Source organism: Sphingopyxis sp. (genome assembly GCF_036402335.1).
GTDB lineage: Bacteria > Pseudomonadota > Alphaproteobacteria > Sphingomonadales > Sphingomonadaceae > Sphingopyxis.
Genome location: NZ_DASWTD010000445.1, coordinates 1 through 19,247 on the forward strand (window position 1 = coordinate 1; position 19,247 = coordinate 19,247).

Here is a 19,247-nt window from a genome sequence, read left to right on the forward strand (position 1 = left end):
GACCTCGATACGGGCGGCAAGGAATTCCGCCTCTATGGCGGGGTGAACAATCTGTTCGATTCGACCAGCCCCTTCCTGCCGACCGGAACCGAGAGTGGCCGGTTGACCAACCAGAACGGCGTCTATGATATTGCCGGCCGCCGCTTCTATGTCGGCGCAACGGTGAAATTCTGATGCGAAACGCAAAACAACGAGCTTCGGGGCGTCTATCCACTGGATCCCTGAGGGCCATGTCGGGAGCGGTGCTGCTGGCGCTGGCAGGGTGCGCGCCCGGCCAGGCGGTCGCCAGTACCGCCCCGCATGGTGAGACGGCGGCAAGCGCGCCCGCGCCGACCGCCTCGTCGACCCCGCCCGCAAAGGCGGCGCCGAAGACGATCCTGTTCATCGGCAACAGCTTTACGCAAGGCGCGCATTCGGCGGCGCGCAATTGGCGGGCGGGCAGCGTCACCGACCTCAACAAGGCGGGCTATGGCGGCGTGCCCGCGCTGTTCAAGCTGTTCGCCCGGCAGGCGGGGCTCGACTATGACGTCAGCCTCGAAACGCAGGGCGGGAAGACGCTGGGCTTTCATTACGACGAGCGGCGCCAGTTGTTCGACCGATCATGGGACATCGTCGTGTTGCAGGAACTCAGTACGCTCGACCGGGCAAAGCCGGGCGATCCGACGAATTACCTGCGCGACGTCGCGCGGCTGTCGGCGCTGTTCAGGGCGCGCAATCCGGCGGTCGATATCCGGCTCGCGTCGACGTGGACGCGCGCCGACGAAACCTACAAATCGGGGGGGCATTGGTACGGCAAGCCGGTGACGGCGATGGCCGATGACCTCCGCGCCGCAGCCGACCGCGCACGATCCGCCACGCCGTCCGTGGCGGGAATCGTGCCGGTGGGGCAGGCGTGGAGCCGCGCCATGGCGAACGGTGTCGCCGACCCCAACCCCTATGACGGGATCGCCTATGGCCAACTCGACCTATGGGCGTATGACCATTATCATGCGAGCGTCGCGGGCTATTATCTCTCGGCGCTCGTGACGTTCGGGGCGATTACCGGAATCGACCCCACGACGCTCGGCCCCAAGGAAAAGGGCGCCGACGAACTCGGGCTTTCGGACGCTCAGGCCGTCGCATTGCAGGCTGTGGCGCGCGATACGCTGAAAAACGCGGGGGGCTAGTCCGCCATTTCGGCGGCGAGCGTTTCGATCAGCCGCGCCGCGGGCATCGCGCGCACCGCCGGCGCACCCTGACCGGCCCATTGCGCGCCAAAGCCGCTTTCGCCCTTTGCTTTCGCCGCGGCATGGAGCGCTTTGCCGAGATCGTAGGCGATCGGATAGGCCGGAACGGCGCCCGCCGGGATGCCCGCGCCGAGCACGGTGAAGCGGTTTGCGAGGCTGCGCGCCGGTCTTCCCGAAATTGCGCGTGTCATTTCCGTGCGATGCGCGGCGGCGCTGGCAAGCGCTGCGCGATAACCGGCATCGGCCAGGCTTTCGTCGCTTGCGATGAAGGCCGTGCCAAGCTGCGCCGCCGATGCCCCGACTTCGAGCGCGGCTGCGATCCCGCGCCCATCCATGATCCCGCCGGCGGCGACCACCGGGAGCGCGGTCCCGCGGACGAGAAGCCGGGTGAGGGCGATCATGTCCATCCGTGCGTCATCGGCGTCGGGATCGAACATGCCGCGATGCCCGCCCGCTTCCCATCCCTGCGCGACGACGGCATCGATGCCGGCCGCGGCGATCGCTTGTGCTTCGGCGAGGTTCGTTGCGGTGGCGAGCAGCACGATCCCTGCGCCGCGCAGGGCGCGCACCGCTTCCGCGCCCGGGAGGCCGAAATGGAAACTCACCACCGCGGGGCGCGTGTCGAGCAGCATCCCGAGCATGGCATCATCGTCGACGAAGCTGCGGTAGATTTCGGCAAGCACCGGGGGCGGGGCGGCATCGAACGCCGCGAACAGCGGACGAAAGCGCTCGATCCACGCCGCCTCGATGGCCGCGTCGGCCTCCGCGGGACGATGACAGAACAGGTTGACGTTGAAAGGGCGGCCCGATCTTGCGCGCACCTCCGCGATCATCTGGCGTGCGCCGTCCGCATCGGTTGCACCGACCGCGATCGACCCGAGCGCGCCAGCCTCGCTCACCGCTGCTGCCATGACGGGCGAGGAGACGCCCGCCATCGGCGCCTGGATGATCGGCAGGCGGATGCCGATCCGCTCGATCAGCGCGTTACCGGTCATCATCGATCCTTTCCATCGAACTGTCGCGGCGATGCGGCATATTCCGCCCTTGCACAATCGCTTTACAAGCCCGCCGCCGCGAGGTGAATGGACGACATGAAACATTCATTGTCCCGCGCGGCAGCCGTCACAAGCCATTTGCTTATGCTGTGTTGTGATTGTAATACGGCGGCCGAGCATGAAATGGTTTCGTAAACCCGAAGGCCCCGATCCGACCCTCGCCGTGACGCCGGGTGGCCCGTTCGCCGATATCGCAGCGCCGCCGCCGCCGGTCGTTCCCGAGACGCGCAGGCGCAAATGGACGCGGCGCATTTCACGCGGCTTCGCGATCTTCGCGATATTCTTCATCCTGCTTGTCGGCTGGCTCGCGCTCACCGCGCCGCTGTCGAAATCGCTCGAACCGATCGCGCCGCCGCAGATCACCTTGCTGGCGTCGGACGGCACTCCGATCGCACGCATCGGCGCCATCGTCGATGCGCCGGTGAAGACGAAGGACCTGCCGAAGCATGTGACCGGCGCTTTCCTCGCGATCGAGGACCGGCGTTTCTACAGCCATTGGGGGATCGACCCGCGCAGCATCGCGCGCGCGGTGTGGAGCAATGTCACCGGCGGACGGACGCAGGGCGGCAGCACGATCACGCAGCAGCTCGCGAAATTCACCTTCCTGTCGCCCAAACGGACGCTGGGACGAAAGGCGCGCGAGGCGCTGATCGCCTTCTGGCTCGAGGCGTGGCTGAGCAAGGACGAGATCCTCGAACGCTATCTGTCGAACGCCTATTTCGGCGACAACACCTATGGCCTGCGCGCCGCGTCGCTCCATTATTTCTATCGCCAGCCCGAAAAGCTGACCCCCGCGCAGGCGGCGATGCTCGCGGGGCTGGTGCAGGCGCCCTCGCGCCTTGCGCCGACGAAGAACCCCGACCTTGCCGAAAAGCGGATGAAGCTGGTGCTGAACGCGATGGTCGACACCGGCACGCTGACCGAAACGGAAGCGAAGGCGATCCGGACGCCGCGCATCGACGTGCGCAGCCGCAATACGCTGCCGACCGGCACCTATTTCGCCGACTGGGCGCTGCCCGAGGCGCGTAAATTGAGCGACGTCGGCTATTCGCGCCAGACGATCACGACGACGCTCGACGCGCGGTTGCAGGGGGTGGCGCGGCGCGTGACCGGCCGCGCCGGGCTGGGCAAGGCGCAGGTCGCGCTCGTCGCGATGCGCCCGAACGGCGAGGTCGTCGCGATGATCGGCGGCAAGGATTACGCCGCGTCGCCCTTCAATCGTGCGACGCAGGCGCGGCGCCAGCCGGGTTCGACCTTCAAATTGTTCGTCTATCTCGCCGCGCTTCGTGCCGGCTGGGAACCCGACGACATGATCGACAACAGCGCGATCGAGACCGGATCGTACCGGCCGAAGAATGCGGGCGGCGCCTATTCGAAATCGATCACGCTGGAGGATGCGTTCGCGACGTCGAGCAATGTCGCCGCGGTGCGGCTGCTCCGCGAGGTCGGCGACGACAAGGTCATCGACATGGCGCGCGACCTGGGGGTCACCGCGCCGATGACCAAGGGCGATCCCAGCCTCGCGCTGGGTACGTCGAGCATGACCTTGCTCGAACTCACCGCCGCCTATGCCGCGGTCGCTGCGAACAGCTATCCGGTCGAGCCGCGCGCGTTCAAGGGCGAGGAACGGGGCTGGTTCGAAAATCTGATCTCGGGGCCGAGCAGTTTCGGGTCGGACGAGCATGACGATATCGAGCAGATGCTGCGCGCCGCGGTCAACCGCGGCACGGGCCGCGCGGCGCGGCTTCCGCAGGCGAATTTCGGCAAGACGGGAACGAGCCAGGACAATCGCGACGCGCTGTTCGTCGGCTATGCGAACGGCCTCGTCGTCGGGGTGTGGATCGGCAACGACGATAACACACCGCTTCAGGGGATATCGGGCGGCGGGCTGCCTGCCCGCATCTGGCGCGATTTCATGACCGGGGCGTCGGGCCGGAAGGCCGCGCCGCGTCCGAAGCCCGTCGATCCCGCGGGGCCGGTCGAGCCGCTCGACATCCCCGATATTGGCGACATCCCGGTCGGCGACCGCACGCGCGTCGGGATCGAGGGCGGCGATGCGGTGATCACGACCGAAATCAACGGTAGCCGGATCGACCTGCGCCTGCCGATCCAGAACCGCGCGCCCGAGCCGGCGGTACCCGAACCACAGCCGCCGCCCGGAAATTAGAGCGTAAGCATCTTTGATGGAATAAGCTGTGTGCTCCCGCGAAGGCGGGAGCCCATCTCCGGTCGGAGCTGTTTCGAGCCATCGGGAAATGAGTCCCCGCTTTCGCGGAGACACGCGGGTTTTTCAGAATGCTTGATTCAAGGCCGTGTCAGCCGGGCAACAGATCGAACGCCGCGGTCGCCATCGTCCGGCCGTTGACGATCAATTCGACCTCATGGAGCCCCGGATAGTGGCGCCGCGTGCTGAAATCGCGGATCGTCTGCGATATGGCGAGCGTGATCGCGTCGCCCCCGGCGAGTTCAAAGGTCTTGAGCTTGAACACCTTGGGCGCCGTCTTGCCGCCGGCGCGCGCGTAGTGGACGCGATAATCGACGACCAGTCGCTGATTGCCCGGCGCGTTCGAGGCGAGGTCGGCGGCGATCGAAATCCGGTCGCCCAGCCCTACCTGCCGGGGTTCGATCACGAAGCGGCGCACGGTAACTTCGGCGCCGTGCCCGACCCCGATCAGTGCCAGCGCCCGCGGATCGCCCTGCTTGATGAGGGTGCGCAATGCATGGCGGATGATCCAGATCGTGCGGGGATCGTCCCGTGGCCATTCCGCGAGGCGATCGAGCAGCCAGTCCGGGCGATCCTTCGCAATATCGTTGAGATGGTTGGCGACCGATTTGCGGACATAAAGGCCGGGATCGGCCTTGAGTATGTCGAGGATCGGCGCCGCGAGCGTCGGATCGTCCTTGAGCGCCGGAACGCGCGCCGCCCAGGGAAGTCTTGGCCGCGCGCCTTCGCTGGCGAGCCGGCGCACATGTTCGTCGTTGCTGGTCGCCCAGCGCGTCATGGTGGCCAGCGCTCGCATTGCATCGCGCGCGAGAAACGGGCGGACGGCGAATTCGGCCGAGCCGAAGCGCGTCAGGTCGGCGAGCGCGTCCATCGACCGGTCGAAATCATCCAACCCATGGCGCGCGACATATTCGGTGATCGCGATCGCCTGGAAGCCATGCGTCAGCCGCGGCGCCATCGCGCGGAGAATATCGAACGCCGCCGCATGGTCGCGGGGCAGCGCATCGTGCAGCGCATCGGCGATATGGCGCACCCGCTCCATGATCGACAAGGAATCGAGCCCGTCCGACGCAGCACGCACGAAGGCCTGCCGGTCGAAGCGCCCCGATGCGGCGGTGCCGGCATCGGCGATCGTCGTCACTGCCTCCGGACCGAGGATGTCCTTGAGCAGCGCGGGGGTGTCAACGGTCATGCGGCAGAGGTCAACGCCGCTCGACCAGCCCGCCGCCCAGCGCGACATAGAGCGTCACCAGATTATCGACCTGCGCGCGGCGAAGTTCGATCAGCGTCTGTTCGGCGGCGAACAGGTTGCGTTCGGCATCGAGCACTTCGAGATAGGTCGACACGCCTTCGCGATAACGCTTGCGGGCAAGGTCGGCGATCTGCCGCGTCGCCAGCGTCCCGCGTTCCTGCGCCTCGACCTGTTCGGCAAGGTAGCGCCGTCCCGCGAGTGCGTCGGCGACTTCGCGGAAGGCGCCCTGCACGGTGCGTTCATAGGTCGCAACGGCAATATTCTCGCGCGCCTCGGCAACGGTGAGATTGCCCTTGTTCCGGCCGAAATCGAAGATCGGCAGGCTGATCGAGGGGCCAAAACTCCACGTCATGCCATTGTCGCTGAACAGATTGTCGAGCGATCCCGAGGCGAAGCCGAAATTGCCGGTCAGCGAGATCGACGGGAAGAAGGCGGCGCGCGCGGCGCCGATATTGGCGCGTGCGGCGCGGAGCCGCTCTTCGGCCGCAAGGACGTCGGGGCGGGCGACGAGCAGGTCGGAGGGCAGGCCGGCGGTCAGGGTCGGCGACTGGCCCTGCGCCACGAGGGGGAGCGCGGCGGGGAGGGGGCCGTTCACCGGCCCGCCCGTCAGCACGGCGAGGAAATTGTCGGCCTGTGCCTTGCCGAGCTTCAGGCTCGCAAGCTGCGTTTCGGCCTGCGTCAGCAGCGTTTCGGACTGGCGATAGTCGAGCGCCGAGGTCACCCCGGCATCGAGCCGCCGCTTGGCGATGCGCAGTCCTTCCTTGCGGCTGACCACCGTCGCTTCGGCCAACTCGATCTGCTCCTCGGCGCCGCGCGACGAGAAATAGGTCGAGGCGACATCGCGGACGAGCGCGAGGCGGAAAGCGCGCTCGGCCTGCTCGGTCGCGAGATACTGGCTGCGCGCGGCTTCGGAGAGATTCTTGACGCGGCCCCAGAAATCGAGCTCGAACGAGGTTACCCCGACGCCGACCGAATAGCGGTTGGTGGTGTCGGTGCCCGGACCGGTCAGCGACGGCCCGCGCGTCCGCGTCGCGTCGGCGCTCGCGCCCACAGTCGGCAGGCGGTCGGCGTCCTGGATGCGATAGAGGCCGCGCGCTTCCTCGATCTGCGCGATCGCGACGGCGAGGTCGCGGTTGCGTTCGATCGCCTGCGCGATCAGCACTTCGAGCTGCGGATCGGCAAAGAAGTCGCGCCAGCTGACCTCGGTGGCGCGCTGGCCGAGCGTCACGTCGCCCGCGAATTCGGCCGGATAATCGGCCGCGGTCGACAGCGGCGGGCGCTCATGCTTCGGCGCCATGTTGACGCATCCGGCGAGCGTCGTCGCGGCGGCGAGCGCGATCAGGTTACGCATGACCGGGTTCCTCATGATGTCCTTTTTCGGCTGGGGCGGGCGGCCGCTTGCGGCTGATCCACTTGCGCACCGACAGGTAGAAGAGCGGGATGAAGAAGATGCCGAGCAACGTGGCCGCGATCATCCCGCCCATCACGCCCGATCCGACCGCGATGCGGCTCGCGGCGCCGGCGCCGCTCGCAATGACGAGCGGAACCATGCCGAGGATGAAGGCGAGGCTGGTCATGATGATCGGCCGCAGGCGGAGCTTCACCGCCTCCATCACCGCGTCGAGCGTCGGCTTGCCCTCGGCTTCCTGTTCGATCGCGAATTCGACGATCAGGATCGCATTCTTCGCGGCAAGCCCGATGATCGTGATCAGCCCGACGTTGAAGTAGATGTCGGCGCTGAGGCCGCGGAACATCGAGAAGAGCACCGCGCCGAGCACGCCGAGCGGCACCACGAGCAGCACCGCAACCGGCACCGCCCAGCTTTCGTAGAGCGCCGACAGCAGCAGGAAGACGACGACCAGCGACAGGCCGAGCAGCAGGCCGATCTGGCCCGCCGACTGCTTTTCTTCGTAGGAGATGCCGGTCCACTCGAACGAGAAGCCCGCCGGCAGCGCCTGCGCGAGCCGTTCCATCTCGGCCATCGCCTCGCCGGTCGACTGGCCCGGCGCGGGCTCGCCCGAAATCGTCATCGCGGGATAGCCGTTATAACGCTGGAGCTGCGGTGCCTCCGCAGACCAAGCCGCCTTGCTGAACGATCCGAAGGGAACCATGTCGCCATTGGCGCTGCGCACGCGCAGGTCGAGCACGTCCTGCGGCGTCATGCGGTTCGCGGCATCGGCCTGGAGCAGCACGCGCAGCACGCGGCCTTCGCGGGTGAAGTCGTTGGCGTAAGCACTGCCGAAGCTGATCGCGAGCGTCGCGTTGACGTCGCCGATCGACAGGCCGAGCGCGCGCGCCTGGATCCGGTCGATATCGACCTTCAGCACCGGCGCATCCTCCTGACCCTCGGGGCGGACGTTGGCGAGCAGCTTGCTCTGCATCGCGCCGCCGAGCATCTGGTTCCGCGCGGCGATCAGCGCATCGCGCCCGTTGCCGCCGCGGTCCTGCAGCTTGAAGGTGAAACCGCTCGACGTGCCGAGTTCAGGAATCGACGGCGGGCTCAGCGAGAAGGCAAAGGCTTCCTTGATGTTCGAATAGGCGCCCATCGCCTTGCCGGCGATCGCGTCGGCGCTGTCGCCTTCGCCCTTGCGCTCGTCCCACGGCTTCAGCGGGGTGAACATGATCGCGTTCGCCTGGCCCTGGCCAAAGAAGCTGAAGCCGTTGACCGACACGACATTGGCAACCTGCGGCTGCTCGGCGAAGAAGGCCTTCACCTGCCTGGTCGCCTCGTTGGTGCGCTGCGTCGTCGCGCCGGGGGGCGCCTGGATCACGGTCACCAGATAGCCCTGGTCTTCCTGCGGCAGGAAGGAGCCGGGCAGGCGCGTGAAGAGCAGGGCCGTCACCGCGACCATCGCCACGAAAACGCCGAGCCAGCGCAGCGGCGCCGCGAGCATCTTGCCGACGCCACCCTGATAGCGGTCGGTGGTGCGGCCGAACCAGCGGTTGAAGCCGGCGAAGAAGCGGTCGAAAAACGCGCCGATGCGGCCCTTGCGTTCGGTGTTGTCGTGCGGCTTCAGGAGCGTCGCGCAGAGCGCCGGGGTCAGCGTCAGCGCGAGCAGCGCCGAGAAGGCGATCGAGATCGCGAGCGTCATCGAGAACTGGCGGTAGATGCCGCCCGTCGAGCCCGGGAAGAAGGCCATCGGGATGAACACCGCGATCAGCACCAGCGTGATGCCGATGATCGCCGAGGTGATCTGGCTCATCGCCTTCACCGTCGCGTCATAGGGCGACAGATGTTCCTCGTTCATGATGCGCTCGACATTCTCGATCACGACGATCGCGTCGTCGACGAGGATGCCGATCGCCAGCACCATGCCGAACAGGGTCAGCACGTTGATCGAGAAACCGAACATCCAGAGCCCGAGGCACGCGCCCGCGAGCGCGATCGGCACGACCACCGTCGGGATCACGGTCGCGCGCCAGTTCTGGAGGAAGAGGAACATCACGAGGAAGACGAGCAGCATCGCCTCGCCCAGCGTCTTCACCACCTCTTCGATCGACAGGCTGATGAACGGGGTCGTGTCGTACGGGATCGACCAGGTGATGTCGGGCGGAAAGCCCTTCGACAGCTCGTCCATGCGGTCGCGGATACCCTGCGCGGTCGACAGCGCGTTGGCGCCGGGGGTCAGCTGGACCGCGAGGCCCGCCATCGGCTTGCCGTTGAGTTCGGACGAGAAGAGATAGCTCGCCGCGCCGAGTTCGACGCGGCCGACGTCGCCGAGCGTGACCGCCGACCCGTCGGGATTGGCGCGCAGGATGATGCTTTCGAACTGTTCGGGCTTGGTGAAACGGCCCTGCGTCGTGATCACGGCGTTGAGCTGCGCGCCCTTGGCGAGCGGCTGGTCGCCGAGCTGGCCGCCCGGCGTCTGGCTGTTCTGTTCCTGCACCGCGCCGAGTGCCTCGGCGGGCGACAGGTTGTGCGAGGCCAGCTTTTGCGGGTCGAGCCAGATGCGCATCGCATATTCGGGCGCGAACGCCTGGACGTTGCCGACCCCGTTCACGCGGCGCAATTCGTCGAGCACGCGCGTATTGGCGAAGTTGTTGACCTCCATCGGGTCGGTATTGCCGCTCTTCGAGGTGATCGCGACGATCAGCAGGAAGCCCGAATTGGCTTCGGTCACCGAGATGCCCTGGCGGCGGACGTCCTCGGGCAGGCGCTGCTCGACGCGGCGCAGGCGGTTCTGCACCTCCATCTGTGCATTGTCGATGTCGGTTCCCGCCTCGAAGGTCAGGGTGATCGAGGCCGTGCCGTTCGATTCGCTGGTCGAGGCCATGTAGAGGAAGCCCTCGACCCCGTTGAGCTCCTGCTCGATGACCTGCGTCACATTCTGCTCGAGCGTGCCGGCGTCGGCGCCCGGATAGGTGACGCCGATCGTCAGCGACGGCGGCGCGACCGACGGATATTGCTCCACGGGAAGCCCGCGCAGCGCGATGATCCCGGCAAGCAGGATGCCGATGGCGATGACCCACGAGAAGATGGGCCGGTCGATGAAGAAGCGGGGTGTCATGTCAGGTCAGCGCTTTGCCGCGGGGGTCGACGCGGTTCCCTTGGGCTGCGCGATGCGCACGGGCTGGCCCGGCTGGACCTTTTGCAGCCCGTCGACGATCACGCGGTCGCCGGGCTTCAGTCCGTCGAGGATCGCCCACTGGCCGGCGATCATCGTACCGAGCTTCACCGGACGCGGCGTCGCATTGTTCTTGGCATCGAGGACCATCACGCTGGCCGCATCGGCCGCGAGCTTGACCGCGCGCTGCGGGATGAGGACGCCGTCGGCACGGTTGCCCGCAAAGATGCGCGCACGCACGAACTGGCCGGGGAGCAGCGCCGAGGTCGGGTTCGGGAATTCGGCGCGCAGTGCGGCAGTCCCCGTCGCCTCGTCGATCGAGAGGTCGAAGAAGTCGAGGTGGCCGACGACCGGGTAGGGGGTGCCGTCCTCGAGGATCAGCTGCACTTCGACGCGTTCTAGTTGCGGCGCGCTGACCTTGCCCGACCCCATGTCGCGCCGGGTCGCCAGCAGGTCCGAGCTCGACTGGCCGAAATTGACGTAGACGCGGTCGATCTGTTCGATCGTCGTCAACAATGTGCCCTGTCCGGCGCTGACCAGCGCCCCTTCGGTCACTTCGGCGCGGCGCGCGCGGCCCGCGATGGGCGCGGTCACCATCGAATAGCCGAGGTTCAGGCGCGCCGATTCCAGATTGGCCTGCGCCGCCTGCACGTCGGCTTCGGCGGTACGCTGCGCCGCGACCGCGGCATCATATTCCTGTTTGCCGATCGCCTGGTCGGCGAGCAGCGGCTGATAGCGGCCGACCACTTGCCGTGCATTGGCGGCAGTCGCCTGCGCGCGGGCGAGCTGCGCACGCGCCGCGTTGGCGGTCGCGGTCAGCTGGCGAGGATCGATGCGGAACAAGGCGGTCCCGGCACGCACGAAGCTGCCCTCGTTGAACAGGCGCCGTTCGACGATGCCGTCGACGCGTGCGCGCACTTCGGAGGTGCGATACGCTTGGACGCGGCCGGGCAGTTCGATGACGTTCGGCACCGTCTGGGTGCGGATCGTCACGATATTGACCTCGGGCGGCGGCGGCGCGGGCGGTGCTTCGGACGAGCAGGAAGCCAGCAGCAAGGCCAGCGCGGCGCCGGCGGCGCAGCTGAGAGAGCGGACGCGACTCATATGAACCCCTGAAAAATCGCAGTTGTGCGGGATTGTTATATACGCAAAAGCTTGCGTTGAGGCGCCGTGTAATTTAAATTACAAAAAAGAGCAAGAGGAGGGGTTGCAATTGGGCATGTCGGAATCGGCTTTATGTCAAATGGATAGGTCATCGCCGCGCGAACGGCGGCAGGGAGCCATTCTCGACGCAGCGGAAGCGCTGTTCGTCGAACAGGGCTATGAGCGCACCAGCCTTGCCGAAATCGTCAAGCGCTCGGGCGGGTCGCTTGCGACGCTCTATGAATTGTTCGGCAACAAGCAGGGGCTGCTTCGCGCGATCGCGACGCGCTGGTGCGACGAGGCCATGCTCCGGTCGCTCGACGACGATGCGACGCGGGGGCTGTCGAGCGTCGAAATCCTGAAGCGTTATGCGCATCGCCAGAGCGAGCTGATGGAATCGCCGCACGCGGTCGCCCTGATGCGCATGCTGATATCCGAAAGTCTGCGCGATCACGAATTCGCGATGCAGATTTACCTCGATCTTCATGTGCCCGCGCTCGAGGAGCTGATCGAGCTGTTCGCTGAATGGGCGGCGACGGGCAAGGCCGAGATCGACCGTCCCGACGCCGCCGCGCGCCTGTTCTTCGATATCGTCGTCGGCGATTCGATGCTGAACACGCTGATGGGGATCGAGGTCGAGTGGCTGAGCAACGAACAGATCGACTGGCGGCTCCAGCCGTTCCTGTCGCATTTCAAGATCCGGTAGAGGGCCGCCGGTGTTCGTTGATGTTGACATGATTGTTAATAGCTGAAAGCTTGCGGCTTCCTGTTTCGGGAGCTTCACGTCTTGGCCAGTACCGCCCTGCCATCGGCCGCACCGGCCGACGAAACCTCCGCATTGCGTCCGCGCACCGTGGCCGCCTATGCCGCGACGGCCGGGCCGACCGTGATCCTCGGCCTGCCGTTCAGCGTCTATCTGCCGCCCTATATCGCCGAAGGCGGCGCGATTTCGGTCGCGCTGGTCGGGCTGCTCTTCTCGCTCACGACGATCTGGGACGGTGTCGTCGATCCGCTGATCGGGACGATGGTCGACCGCGTCCGCACCGGCCTCGGCGCGCACCGGCGCTGGATGCTGCTGGCGATCGTGCCGCTGTTCCTGCTGCTGCTGGCGCTGGTGACCATCGGCGATCAGCTGCCTTTTGCGGCGCTGTTCCTGATGATGGTGCTCTTCTATTCGAGCTACAGCCTCTACGAGGTTGCGCAGCTCTCGTGGGGCTCGGCGCTCGTCCGGACCCCTGCCGACAGCGCGCTCCTCTATGGCATGCGCGACTGGTTCGCAAAAATTGCGCTGATCCTTGCCTTTGCCGCACCGGCGGCGGCGCAGCTGCTGATTCCGGGGATCAGCCTGCAGGGGCGGATCATGGCCTATGCCAGCCTGTTCCTCCTCATGGTGCCGATCGCTCTCTTTGCGATCAGCCGCGTTCCGCTGCGGACCGTCGTCGCCGAACCCGGCATCGGCTGGCGGCAGGAGGTCCGCGCGTCGCTGTCCTTCCCGCCGCTGATCCTGCTGCTCGGCGTCCAGTTTCTCAACAGCTTCGCTTTCGGATCGCTGACGTCGCTGTTCGTGTTTTTCGCCGCTGCGGTGCTCGATCTCGACGGCCAAAGCGCCGTGCTGCTCTTCGCGAGCTTCATCGGCGGGGCGCTCGCGTCGCCCGTCTGGACACTCCTTGCGCGCCGTTTCGGCAAGCCGCCGATGATGATGGCGATGGGACTCCTGATTTCGGGGTTGCTCGTGACGACCTTGTTCCAGCAGCCGAGCGGGCTCGGGCAGGCGGTCGGCTTTTCGCTGATGCTCGGGACGGGTTTCGTCGGGCTGTTGTTCACTTATTCGATGCTCGCGGACCTGGTCCCGCGCGATGCGGCACGGTGCGGACGGGGCCGTTCGGCATTCCTCTTTGCTTTGCTCAACCTGATGCAGAAATTCGGTGTCGCCGCCGCGATCGCGGTCAGCTACCTGCTGCTCGACTTGGTGGGGTTCGATCCGAAGAACGGGCCGGCGGCAGCGCGCGAGCTGCATCTGCTGTTCGCACTCCAGCCGACCGTCAGCTGGGTCGTCATGGCGGGCCTGCTGCTCCTGATGCAGCGTGAACTCGCGCGCGCAGCCTGACCCGCACTTGCAATCGCCTCGCGGCCCAAGTAAAGGCCGCTTTCATTCGGACAGATGCGCCGTTTTCCTTCCGCCTTTCGCCGACACGCTCGGGGAGGGTGGGCGGACTATTGCCCAAAGCACGCTTGACGCGTGCCGGGCGGCAACCCATCTGGCCCGGATCAAGGACGCTATTAGGACAGGACGATCGACATGGCGAAGACCAGCCCGGCTGAGTTCATCAATCAGGTACGCGCCGAAGCCCGCAAGATCGTGTGGCCCACCAGCCGCGAGACGGTGCAGACGACGATCATGGTGCTCATCATGATGACGATCCTTTCGCTGTTCTTTTTCGGCGTCGACACGGTTTTCAACGCGATCGTCAGCTGGCTGACGTCGCTCGCGCGCTAACGCCCGCGGTTACAGGGACAGGATACGGATACACATGGCGCGCTGGTACATCATTCACGCCTATTCGGGTTTCGAGAACAAGGTTCGCGATTCGGTGCTTTCCGAAGCCGAACGCATGGGCCTGACCGACTTCGTCGAGGCGGTCGAGGTGCCGGTCGAAACCGTCACCGAAGTGAAGCGTGGCAAGAAGGTTCAGGCCGAACGCAAATTCTTCCCGGGCTATGTGCTCGCCAAGCTGACGATGACCGACGATGTCTATCACCTCGTCAAGAACACGCCGAAGGTCACGGGCTTCCTCGGCTCGATGGGCAAGCCGCAGGCGATCAGCGAAGCCGAAGCCGCGCGCATCCTGAACAGCAAGGAAGAGGCCGCGGCGCGTCCGAAGCAGGAAATCCGCGTCGATTACGAAATCGGCGATCAGGTCAAGGTGCTCGACGGTCCTTTCGCCAGCTTCAACGGGCTGGTCGAGGAACTCGATTTCGAAAAGGCGCGCGTCAAGGTGTCGGTGTCGATCTTTGGTCGCGCCACCCCGGTCGAGCTCGACTTCGAACAGGTCGAGCGCTTCAAATAATATCGCGGCGCGCCTTTCGGGGCGCGTGCGGAATCCAGCGAACGGAATTAGCGCATGAGCCTCACTCCCGAAGAGATGCAGGCTCGTGCCGCCCATGCGCGCGAAATCTACGCTAGCGTCGATCGCGAACGGCTCGTCCGGCATATCGTCCACCTCTTCGACCTCGAGGCGGCGGACGAGCCCGACGAATTCACCTATCCCGCCTTCACCCAGCCGCGCCGCCAGCGCATTTTCGGCGGGCAGGTGATCGCGCAGGCGATGGTCGCCGCGGCGCGTACCATCGATCCCGGCAAGTCCGTCCATTCGCTCCACGCCTATTTCCTGCGCGGTGGTGACGAGGCAAAGCCGCTCCATTTTCGCGTCCACCGCGACTTCGACGGGCGCAGCTTCGCTAACCGCCGCGTTGTCGTACGGCAGGACGGCAAGGTGATCTTCAACCTTACCGCCTCGTTCCAGGCGCCCGAAAAGGGCCTGTCGCACCAGATCCCGATGACGGGCATCCTGCCGCCCGAGGACTGCTGGGACTTCGCCGATTTTATCGCGGTCGATCCGAAGATCAGCGACCGGCGCATCGAGCATATGGCACGCATGCACCCGTTCGAGGTTCGCGCCGTCCGGCCGCCGCCGTCCGAAAGGGCGACGATGCAATATGAATGGTTCCGCATCTCTGCGCCCGTCGGCGACGATCCGCTGATCCACCGCGCGCTGCTCGCCTATGCGTCGGACATGGGGCTGCTTTCGACGACGCTGCTGCCGCACGGAATGACGTGGGATACGCCGGGCCTGTTCTCGACCAGCCTCGACCATGCGATGTGGTTCCACGACGACATCCGCGTCGACGAATGGTTCGTCTATGTCATGGACAGCGACTGGAGCGGTGGCGGGCGCGGGATCAACCGCGGGCGCATCTATCGCCGCGACGGCACGCTGATCGCCTCGGCGGTGCAGGAAGGGCTGATCCGCTACGATCCGCCCGCATAAGGCTTGTTTTTGGCGGCGTTTGCGCCTATGCGCGCCGCTTCGCGTCAGATACGGGCGTGATTCCGCGCGGGAGGAAGGGGTGATGCCCTTCTGTTCGACCGCTTATTTTGAGCCCCGGATCCGTCCGGGGCGACAGAAAGAAAGGAGGCCATCATGGCCAAGAAGATCAGCGGCTACATCAAGCTGCAGGTTCCGGCAGGGACCGCAAACCCCTCGCCGCCGCTCGGGCCGGCGCTCGGTCAGCGCGGCGTGAACATCATGGAATTCTGCAAGGCGTTCAACGCCGCGACCGATTCCATGGAAAAGGGCACCCCGACCCCGACCATCATCACCGTCTTTGCCGACAAGAGCTTTTCGTTCGTCACGAAGACCCCGCCGGCAACTTATCTGATCAAGAAGGCCGCGAACCTCAAGTCGGGCTCGAAGGAACCTGGCAAGATCAGCGGTGGCAAGATCGCGCGTTCGAAGCTGACCGAAATCGCCGAGATCAAGATGAAGGATCTCAACGCGAACGATCTGGAACAGGCAACGAAGATCATCGAGGGCAGCGCGCGCTCGATGGGCCTCGAAGTGACGGAGGGCTGAACCGATGGCAAAGCTGACCAAGAAGCAGAAGGCCCTCGAGGGCAAGGTTGACGCGCTGAAGCTGCACACCGTCGACGAAGCGCTGAAGACCGTTCGCGAGCTGGCCTCGGCCAAGTTCGACGAAACGCTCGAAATCGCGATGAACCTGGGTGTCGATCCGCGCCACGCCGACCAGATGGTCCGCGGCGTCGTGACGCTGCCCGCGGGTACCGGCAAGGACGTCAAGGTTGCCGTGTTCGCGCGCGGCGACAACGCCGACAAGGCGCTGGCCGCCGGCGCCGACAAGGTCGGTGCCGAAGACCTGATGGAAGACATGCTCGCGGGTAACCTCGACTATGGCCGCGTCATCGCGACGCCGGACATGATGGGCATCGTCGGCCGCCTCGGCAAGACGCTGGGTCCGAAGGGCCTGATGCCGAACCCGAAGCTGGGCACCGTGACCCCGAACGTCGCCGAAGCCGTGAAGGCCGCCAAGGGCGGTCAGATCGAATTCCGCGTCGAAAAGGTCGGCATCATCCACGCCGGCCTCGGCAAGCTGTCGTTCGGCGAGGAAAAGCTCCGCCAGAACTTCGACGCGTTCGTCGACGCGATCGTCAAGGCGAAGCCGGCCGGCGCGAAGGGCAAATATGTCCGCAAGATCGCGCTGTCGTCGTCGATGGGTCCGGGCGTGAAGGTCGATACGGCCGACGTGACCGGCGCCTGATTTCGACAGGCACATGATTCAGGGAAGGGCCGGGGGAAACTCCGGCCCTTTTCTTGTGGGCCGCCGGCAGCGGTTCATCATCCTGCCGAGAGACAGATTACACCGGCCGTCACCATCAGCGCGCCGAGGATTTTCGGCACCGTCATCTTTTCGCGCAACACGAATGTACCGATCAGGGCTGCAAATAATATGCTGGTTTCGCGAATTGCGGAAACGCCGCCCATTGCGCTTTGACTCATGGCCCAGATCGCGATGCAATAACCGAGCGTTCCCAATATTCCGGCGCCAATGACCAGCGCACCCTCTTTCCCGCGCGGCAAGGCGGGAGCGCGCCGTCTGATGATGACGAAGGAGAGAGGGATCAGCAGTCCCGCTGTAACGGCTTGCCAGGCAGCATAGCCGGGCGCGCTTTCCGACAGGCGGACACCAAATCCGTCGACGACCATATAGCTGGCGATAAAGATACCCGTCACAAAAGCCGCGGCCGCCGATTTCAGATCCGGGCGGTTTCCGCCAAGCGCCAACAAGATGATGCCCGACGAAACCCCGGCAATTCCTGCAAGCCCGGCAGTGCTCGGTAGCTCGCGGGCGAACAGGGCGGCGCCGAGCGTGACCAGCAGGGGAGCGCTACCCCGCGCAATCGGATAGACGCTCGATAGCTCGCCGTCGCGATAAGCCCTGACCAGAAACAGGCTGTACCCGATTTGGAGCAGGGAGGACAGGATGAGATAAGGCCAACTCTGCGGGTCCGGCGGACTCAGGGCGAGGGCGAAAGGCAAGGCGGCGATGGCGCCGACCAGACATATGACCGCAATCGACCAGAAGCGATCCCTGCCATTCCTCACAATGGCATTCCAGATCGCGTGGATGAGCGCCGAAGCGAGAAGCAGGCCGATGACAACTGGAGACATTTCGGCCTTTCGATGGCAACGCCGAGTGAATTGTCGCCTATTGCGTCGGGCCTAAACAAAGAACAACCATCGAATTGAACGCGGCGTCTCTATCGAATGGACCGCGGTCCCTGTTCCAAAGGGAACGGCCGCTCAGACCGGTTTGCGAAACTCGATCAGGTCCCATTTGTTGCCGTAGAGGTCGAGGAACACCGCGACGGTACCATAATCGGCCTCCAGCGGTTCGCGCTCGATCCGCACGCCCCTGTCGAGCAGGCGCTGGTAGTCGCGCCCGAAATCGTCGGTCTGCAGGAACAGGAAGACGCGCCCGCCCGATTGGTCGCCGATGAACTTCGCCTGCTCCGCGTTTGCGGCGCGCGCCAGCAGGATCGTCGCGCCGCCCGGCGGATTGCCCGGCGGCGCGACGAGCACCCAGCGCTTGTCCTGCGCGGGCTGATACTCGTCGGCGACGAGCGTGAAGCCGAGCGTGCCGACGTAAAAGTCGATCGCCTCGTCATAATCGCGCACGACGAGTGCAATATGCGCGAGCGACTGGCGTGTCATTCGCGCAGGCCGCGCAGCGCTGCGCCCGCCGCGAACGGCCCGATCACCGTCAGCAGGAGGCTCGTCGCGGCGAGCAGCTTGATCGCGCCGCGCCCGGCCGGGTCGAGCATCCCGGCGCCGAAGATCAGCATCGGCACCGCCAGCGGCAAAACGAGAAGGCCGCCGATCGCGCTGCCGCCCTTGTGATTGGCAGTCAGCGCCGCGCTCAGCACCGCCAGCGCGGCAAGCGCCGGAATGGCGATCGCGATCCCGGTCGCGAGCAGTTCGACGCGCGACGCGTCCTGCGCCAGCAGCGCCGACGCGGGGAAGAGCGCGATCATCAATGGCAATCCAAAGCCGATCGCATGCGCGGCGATTTTTACGGCCGCGATGACCTCGTCGGCAAAGCCGCGCACCGCAAGCTGGTCGAGCACGCCGGCGTCCCGGTCGGGCTTCATCAGCCGGTCGATCGGCAATAGCGCCGCGAGCAGCGCCGCGACCCACACCATTCCGCCGCCGGCGCGGCGCAGCAATGGTGCGTCGGGCCCGACCGCAAAGGGAAAGGCGGTTGCGACGAGCAGGAAAAACAGCACCGGCAACCACAGCGCCCCGCTGCCCCAAGCGCGGCGCAGGTCGCGCCAGAACAGGGCGATCAGCGCGGTCATTTGGGTTTTCCTTCCGTCATTGCGAGCGCGGCGAAGCAATCCAGAGTCGCGTAAGCCGCCCTGGATTGCTTCGCCGCGCTCGCAATGACGAAGTGATCGAACGTCAAGGCAACGCCCCCATGTCGAGTTCGGCGAGGTCCGGAATGCCGAGCGCAAAATGCGATGCGAGCAGGACCGCGCCGCCATTCGCCCGATGCCTGCCGATTGCCGCCACAAGCCGTGCCTGCGCGGCATCGTCCATCCCGTTCGCGGGCTCGTCGAGCAGCCAGATCGGCGCGCCGCAAGCGATGACGCGGACCATCGCGGCGCGCTTGCGCTGGCCGGTCGACAGCATCGCCACCGGTACC

At 65.8% G+C, this 19,247-nt stretch carries 18 protein-coding genes; 9 read left to right on the forward strand and 9 right to left on the reverse strand.

Annotated features, from left to right (window positions below; genetic code table 11):
• Nucleotides 1-230: 230 nt before the first annotated feature.
• Complete coding sequence (locus VGD20_RS14290; protein WP_331135085.1) at nucleotides 231-1,166, forward strand: DUF4886 domain-containing protein; 936 nt, start codon at nucleotides 231-233, stop codon at nucleotides 1,164-1,166.
• Here the strand turns inward: VGD20_RS14290 and VGD20_RS14295 are convergent.
• Complete coding sequence (locus VGD20_RS14295; protein ID WP_331135086.1) at nucleotides 1,163-2,224, reverse strand: nitronate monooxygenase; 1,062 nt, start codon at nucleotides 2,222-2,224, stop codon at nucleotides 1,163-1,165. The genes VGD20_RS14290 and VGD20_RS14295 overlap by 4 nt on opposite strands.
• Before the next feature lie 175 nt (nucleotides 2,225-2,399).
• Between VGD20_RS14295 and VGD20_RS14300 the strand changes: the two genes are divergently transcribed.
• Entirely contained in the window at nucleotides 2,400-4,448 is a 2,049-nt protein-coding gene (locus tag VGD20_RS14300) for a transglycosylase domain-containing protein (RefSeq protein ID WP_331135087.1), read from the forward strand.
• Between the two features lie 148 nt (nucleotides 4,449-4,596).
• On the opposite strand, the gene VGD20_RS14305 is transcribed toward VGD20_RS14300, so the two are convergent.
• Genes VGD20_RS14305 through VGD20_RS14320 form a run of 4 tightly spaced genes read right to left on the reverse strand, consistent with a single transcriptional unit; the run spans nucleotide 4,597 to nucleotide 11,426 of the window.
• Entirely contained in the window at nucleotides 4,597-5,745 is a 1,149-nt protein-coding gene (locus tag VGD20_RS14305; protein WP_331135088.1) for a DNA alkylation repair protein, read from the reverse strand.
• Nucleotides 5,708-7,108, reverse strand: a complete 1,401-nt coding sequence (locus VGD20_RS14310; protein WP_331135089.1) for an efflux transporter outer membrane subunit — start codon at nucleotides 7,106-7,108, stop codon at nucleotides 5,708-5,710. Before VGD20_RS14310 ends, VGD20_RS14305 begins: the two co-directional genes overlap by 38 nt.
• Nucleotides 7,101-10,265 carry an efflux RND transporter permease subunit gene (locus VGD20_RS14315; protein ID WP_331135090.1) on the reverse strand — a complete coding sequence of 1,055 codons (3,165 nt, stop codon included), beginning with the start codon at nucleotides 10,263-10,265 and terminating at the stop codon, nucleotides 7,101-7,103. Before VGD20_RS14315 ends, VGD20_RS14310 begins: the two co-directional genes overlap by 8 nt.
• Nucleotides 10,266-10,271: 6 nt before the next feature.
• Complete coding sequence (locus VGD20_RS14320) at nucleotides 10,272-11,426, reverse strand: efflux RND transporter periplasmic adaptor subunit (protein ID WP_331135091.1); 1,155 nt, start codon at nucleotides 11,424-11,426, stop codon at nucleotides 10,272-10,274.
• Between the two features lie 139 nt (nucleotides 11,427-11,565).
• Between VGD20_RS14320 and VGD20_RS14325 the strand changes: the two genes are divergently transcribed.
• The 7 genes from VGD20_RS14325 (at nucleotide 11,566) to rplA (ending at nucleotide 16,802) form a co-directional block, all read left to right on the forward strand.
• Entirely contained in the window at nucleotides 11,566-12,171 is a 606-nt protein-coding gene (locus tag VGD20_RS14325) for a TetR/AcrR family transcriptional regulator (protein ID WP_331135092.1), read from the forward strand.
• Nucleotides 12,172-12,252: 81 nt separating this feature from the next.
• A complete protein-coding gene (locus VGD20_RS14330; RefSeq protein ID WP_331135093.1) occupies nucleotides 12,253-13,572 on the forward strand; it encodes an MFS transporter in 1,320 nt (439 codons plus the stop codon).
• 192 nt (nucleotides 13,573-13,764) lie between these two features.
• Nucleotides 13,765-13,962 carry a preprotein translocase subunit SecE gene (gene secE, locus VGD20_RS14335; protein WP_331135094.1) on the forward strand — a complete coding sequence of 66 codons (198 nt, stop codon included), beginning with the start codon at nucleotides 13,765-13,767 and terminating at the stop codon, nucleotides 13,960-13,962.
• Between the two features lie 34 nt (nucleotides 13,963-13,996).
• Complete coding sequence (gene nusG / locus VGD20_RS14340) at nucleotides 13,997-14,533, forward strand: transcription termination/antitermination protein NusG (protein ID WP_037516051.1); 537 nt, start codon at nucleotides 13,997-13,999, stop codon at nucleotides 14,531-14,533.
• A 54-nt stretch (nucleotides 14,534-14,587) separates the two neighbouring features.
• Complete coding sequence (locus VGD20_RS14345) at nucleotides 14,588-15,514, forward strand: acyl-CoA thioesterase (protein ID WP_331135095.1); 927 nt, start codon at nucleotides 14,588-14,590, stop codon at nucleotides 15,512-15,514.
• A 153-nt stretch (nucleotides 15,515-15,667) separates the two neighbouring features.
• Nucleotides 15,668-16,099: a 50S ribosomal protein L11 gene (gene rplK / locus VGD20_RS14350; protein ID WP_077028838.1), complete on the forward strand. Its 432-nt coding sequence runs from the start codon at nucleotides 15,668-15,670 to the stop codon at nucleotides 16,097-16,099.
• 4 nt (nucleotides 16,100-16,103) lie between these two features.
• On the forward strand, nucleotides 16,104-16,802 hold the full coding sequence (gene rplA, locus VGD20_RS14355; protein WP_056373862.1) for a 50S ribosomal protein L1: 699 nt from the start codon (nucleotides 16,104-16,106) through the stop codon (nucleotides 16,800-16,802).
• A 77-nt stretch (nucleotides 16,803-16,879) separates the two neighbouring features.
• Here the strand turns inward: rplA and VGD20_RS14360 are convergent, their stop codons facing one another.
• From VGD20_RS14360 to VGD20_RS14375, 4 genes are all read right to left on the reverse strand, one after another.
• A complete protein-coding gene (locus tag VGD20_RS14360; RefSeq protein WP_331135096.1) occupies nucleotides 16,880-17,713 on the reverse strand; it encodes a DMT family transporter in 834 nt (277 codons plus the stop codon).
• A 132-nt stretch (nucleotides 17,714-17,845) separates the two neighbouring features.
• Nucleotides 17,846-18,256 (reverse strand): VOC family protein, encoded by a 411-nt coding sequence (locus VGD20_RS14365; protein WP_331135097.1) that lies wholly within the window; start codon nucleotides 18,254-18,256, stop codon nucleotides 17,846-17,848.
• Nucleotides 18,253-18,900, reverse strand: a complete 648-nt coding sequence (locus VGD20_RS14370) for a heme exporter protein CcmB (RefSeq protein ID WP_331135098.1) — start codon at nucleotides 18,898-18,900, stop codon at nucleotides 18,253-18,255. Before VGD20_RS14370 ends, VGD20_RS14365 begins: the two co-directional genes overlap by 4 nt.
• A 103-nt stretch (nucleotides 18,901-19,003) precedes the next feature.
• Nucleotides 19,004-19,247, reverse strand: a 244-nt coding sequence (locus VGD20_RS14375; protein ID WP_331135099.1) for an ABC transporter ATP-binding protein, incomplete at its 5' end; no start/stop codon positions are given.

Excerpts from the sequence above, each read along its gene's own strand:
- VGD20_RS14310 (WP_331135089.1), bottom strand. The coding sequence starts at position 7,108 with ATGCGTAACCTGATCGCGCTCGCCGCCGCGACGACGCTCGCCGGATGC.
- rplA (WP_056373862.1), top strand. The coding sequence starts at position 16,104 with ATGGCAAAGCTGACCAAGAAGCAGAAGGCCCTCGAGGGCAAGGTTGAC.
- VGD20_RS14325 (WP_331135092.1), top strand. The coding sequence starts at position 11,566 with ATGGATAGGTCATCGCCGCGCGAACGGCGGCAGGGAGCCATTCTCGAC.
- secE (WP_331135094.1), top strand. The coding sequence starts at position 13,765 with ATGGCGAAGACCAGCCCGGCTGAGTTCATCAATCAGGTACGCGCCGAA.
- nusG (WP_037516051.1), top strand. The coding sequence starts at position 13,997 with ATGGCGCGCTGGTACATCATTCACGCCTATTCGGGTTTCGAGAACAAG.
- VGD20_RS14370 (WP_331135098.1), bottom strand. The coding sequence starts at position 18,900 with ATGACCGCGCTGATCGCCCTGTTCTGGCGCGACCTGCGCCGCGCTTGG.
- VGD20_RS14360 (WP_331135096.1), bottom strand. The coding sequence starts at position 17,713 with ATGTCTCCAGTTGTCATCGGCCTGCTTCTCGCTTCGGCGCTCATCCAC.
- VGD20_RS14300 (WP_331135087.1), top strand. The coding sequence starts at position 2,400 with ATGAAATGGTTTCGTAAACCCGAAGGCCCCGATCCGACCCTCGCCGTG.
- VGD20_RS14365 (WP_331135097.1), bottom strand. The coding sequence starts at position 18,256 with ATGACACGCCAGTCGCTCGCGCATATTGCACTCGTCGTGCGCGATTAT.
- rplK (WP_077028838.1), top strand. The coding sequence starts at position 15,668 with ATGGCCAAGAAGATCAGCGGCTACATCAAGCTGCAGGTTCCGGCAGGG.
- VGD20_RS14320 (WP_331135091.1), bottom strand. The coding sequence starts at position 11,426 with ATGAGTCGCGTCCGCTCTCTCAGCTGCGCCGCCGGCGCCGCGCTGGCC.
- VGD20_RS14305 (WP_331135088.1), bottom strand. The coding sequence starts at position 5,745 with ATGTCGCGCTGGGCGGCGGGCTGGTCGAGCGGCGTTGACCTCTGCCGC.
- VGD20_RS14290 (WP_331135085.1), top strand. The coding sequence starts at position 231 with ATGTCGGGAGCGGTGCTGCTGGCGCTGGCAGGGTGCGCGCCCGGCCAG.
- VGD20_RS14295 (WP_331135086.1), bottom strand. The coding sequence starts at position 2,224 with ATGATGACCGGTAACGCGCTGATCGAGCGGATCGGCATCCGCCTGCCG.
- VGD20_RS14345 (WP_331135095.1), top strand. The coding sequence starts at position 14,588 with ATGAGCCTCACTCCCGAAGAGATGCAGGCTCGTGCCGCCCATGCGCGC.
- VGD20_RS14315 (WP_331135090.1), bottom strand. The coding sequence starts at position 10,265 with ATGACACCCCGCTTCTTCATCGACCGGCCCATCTTCTCGTGGGTCATC.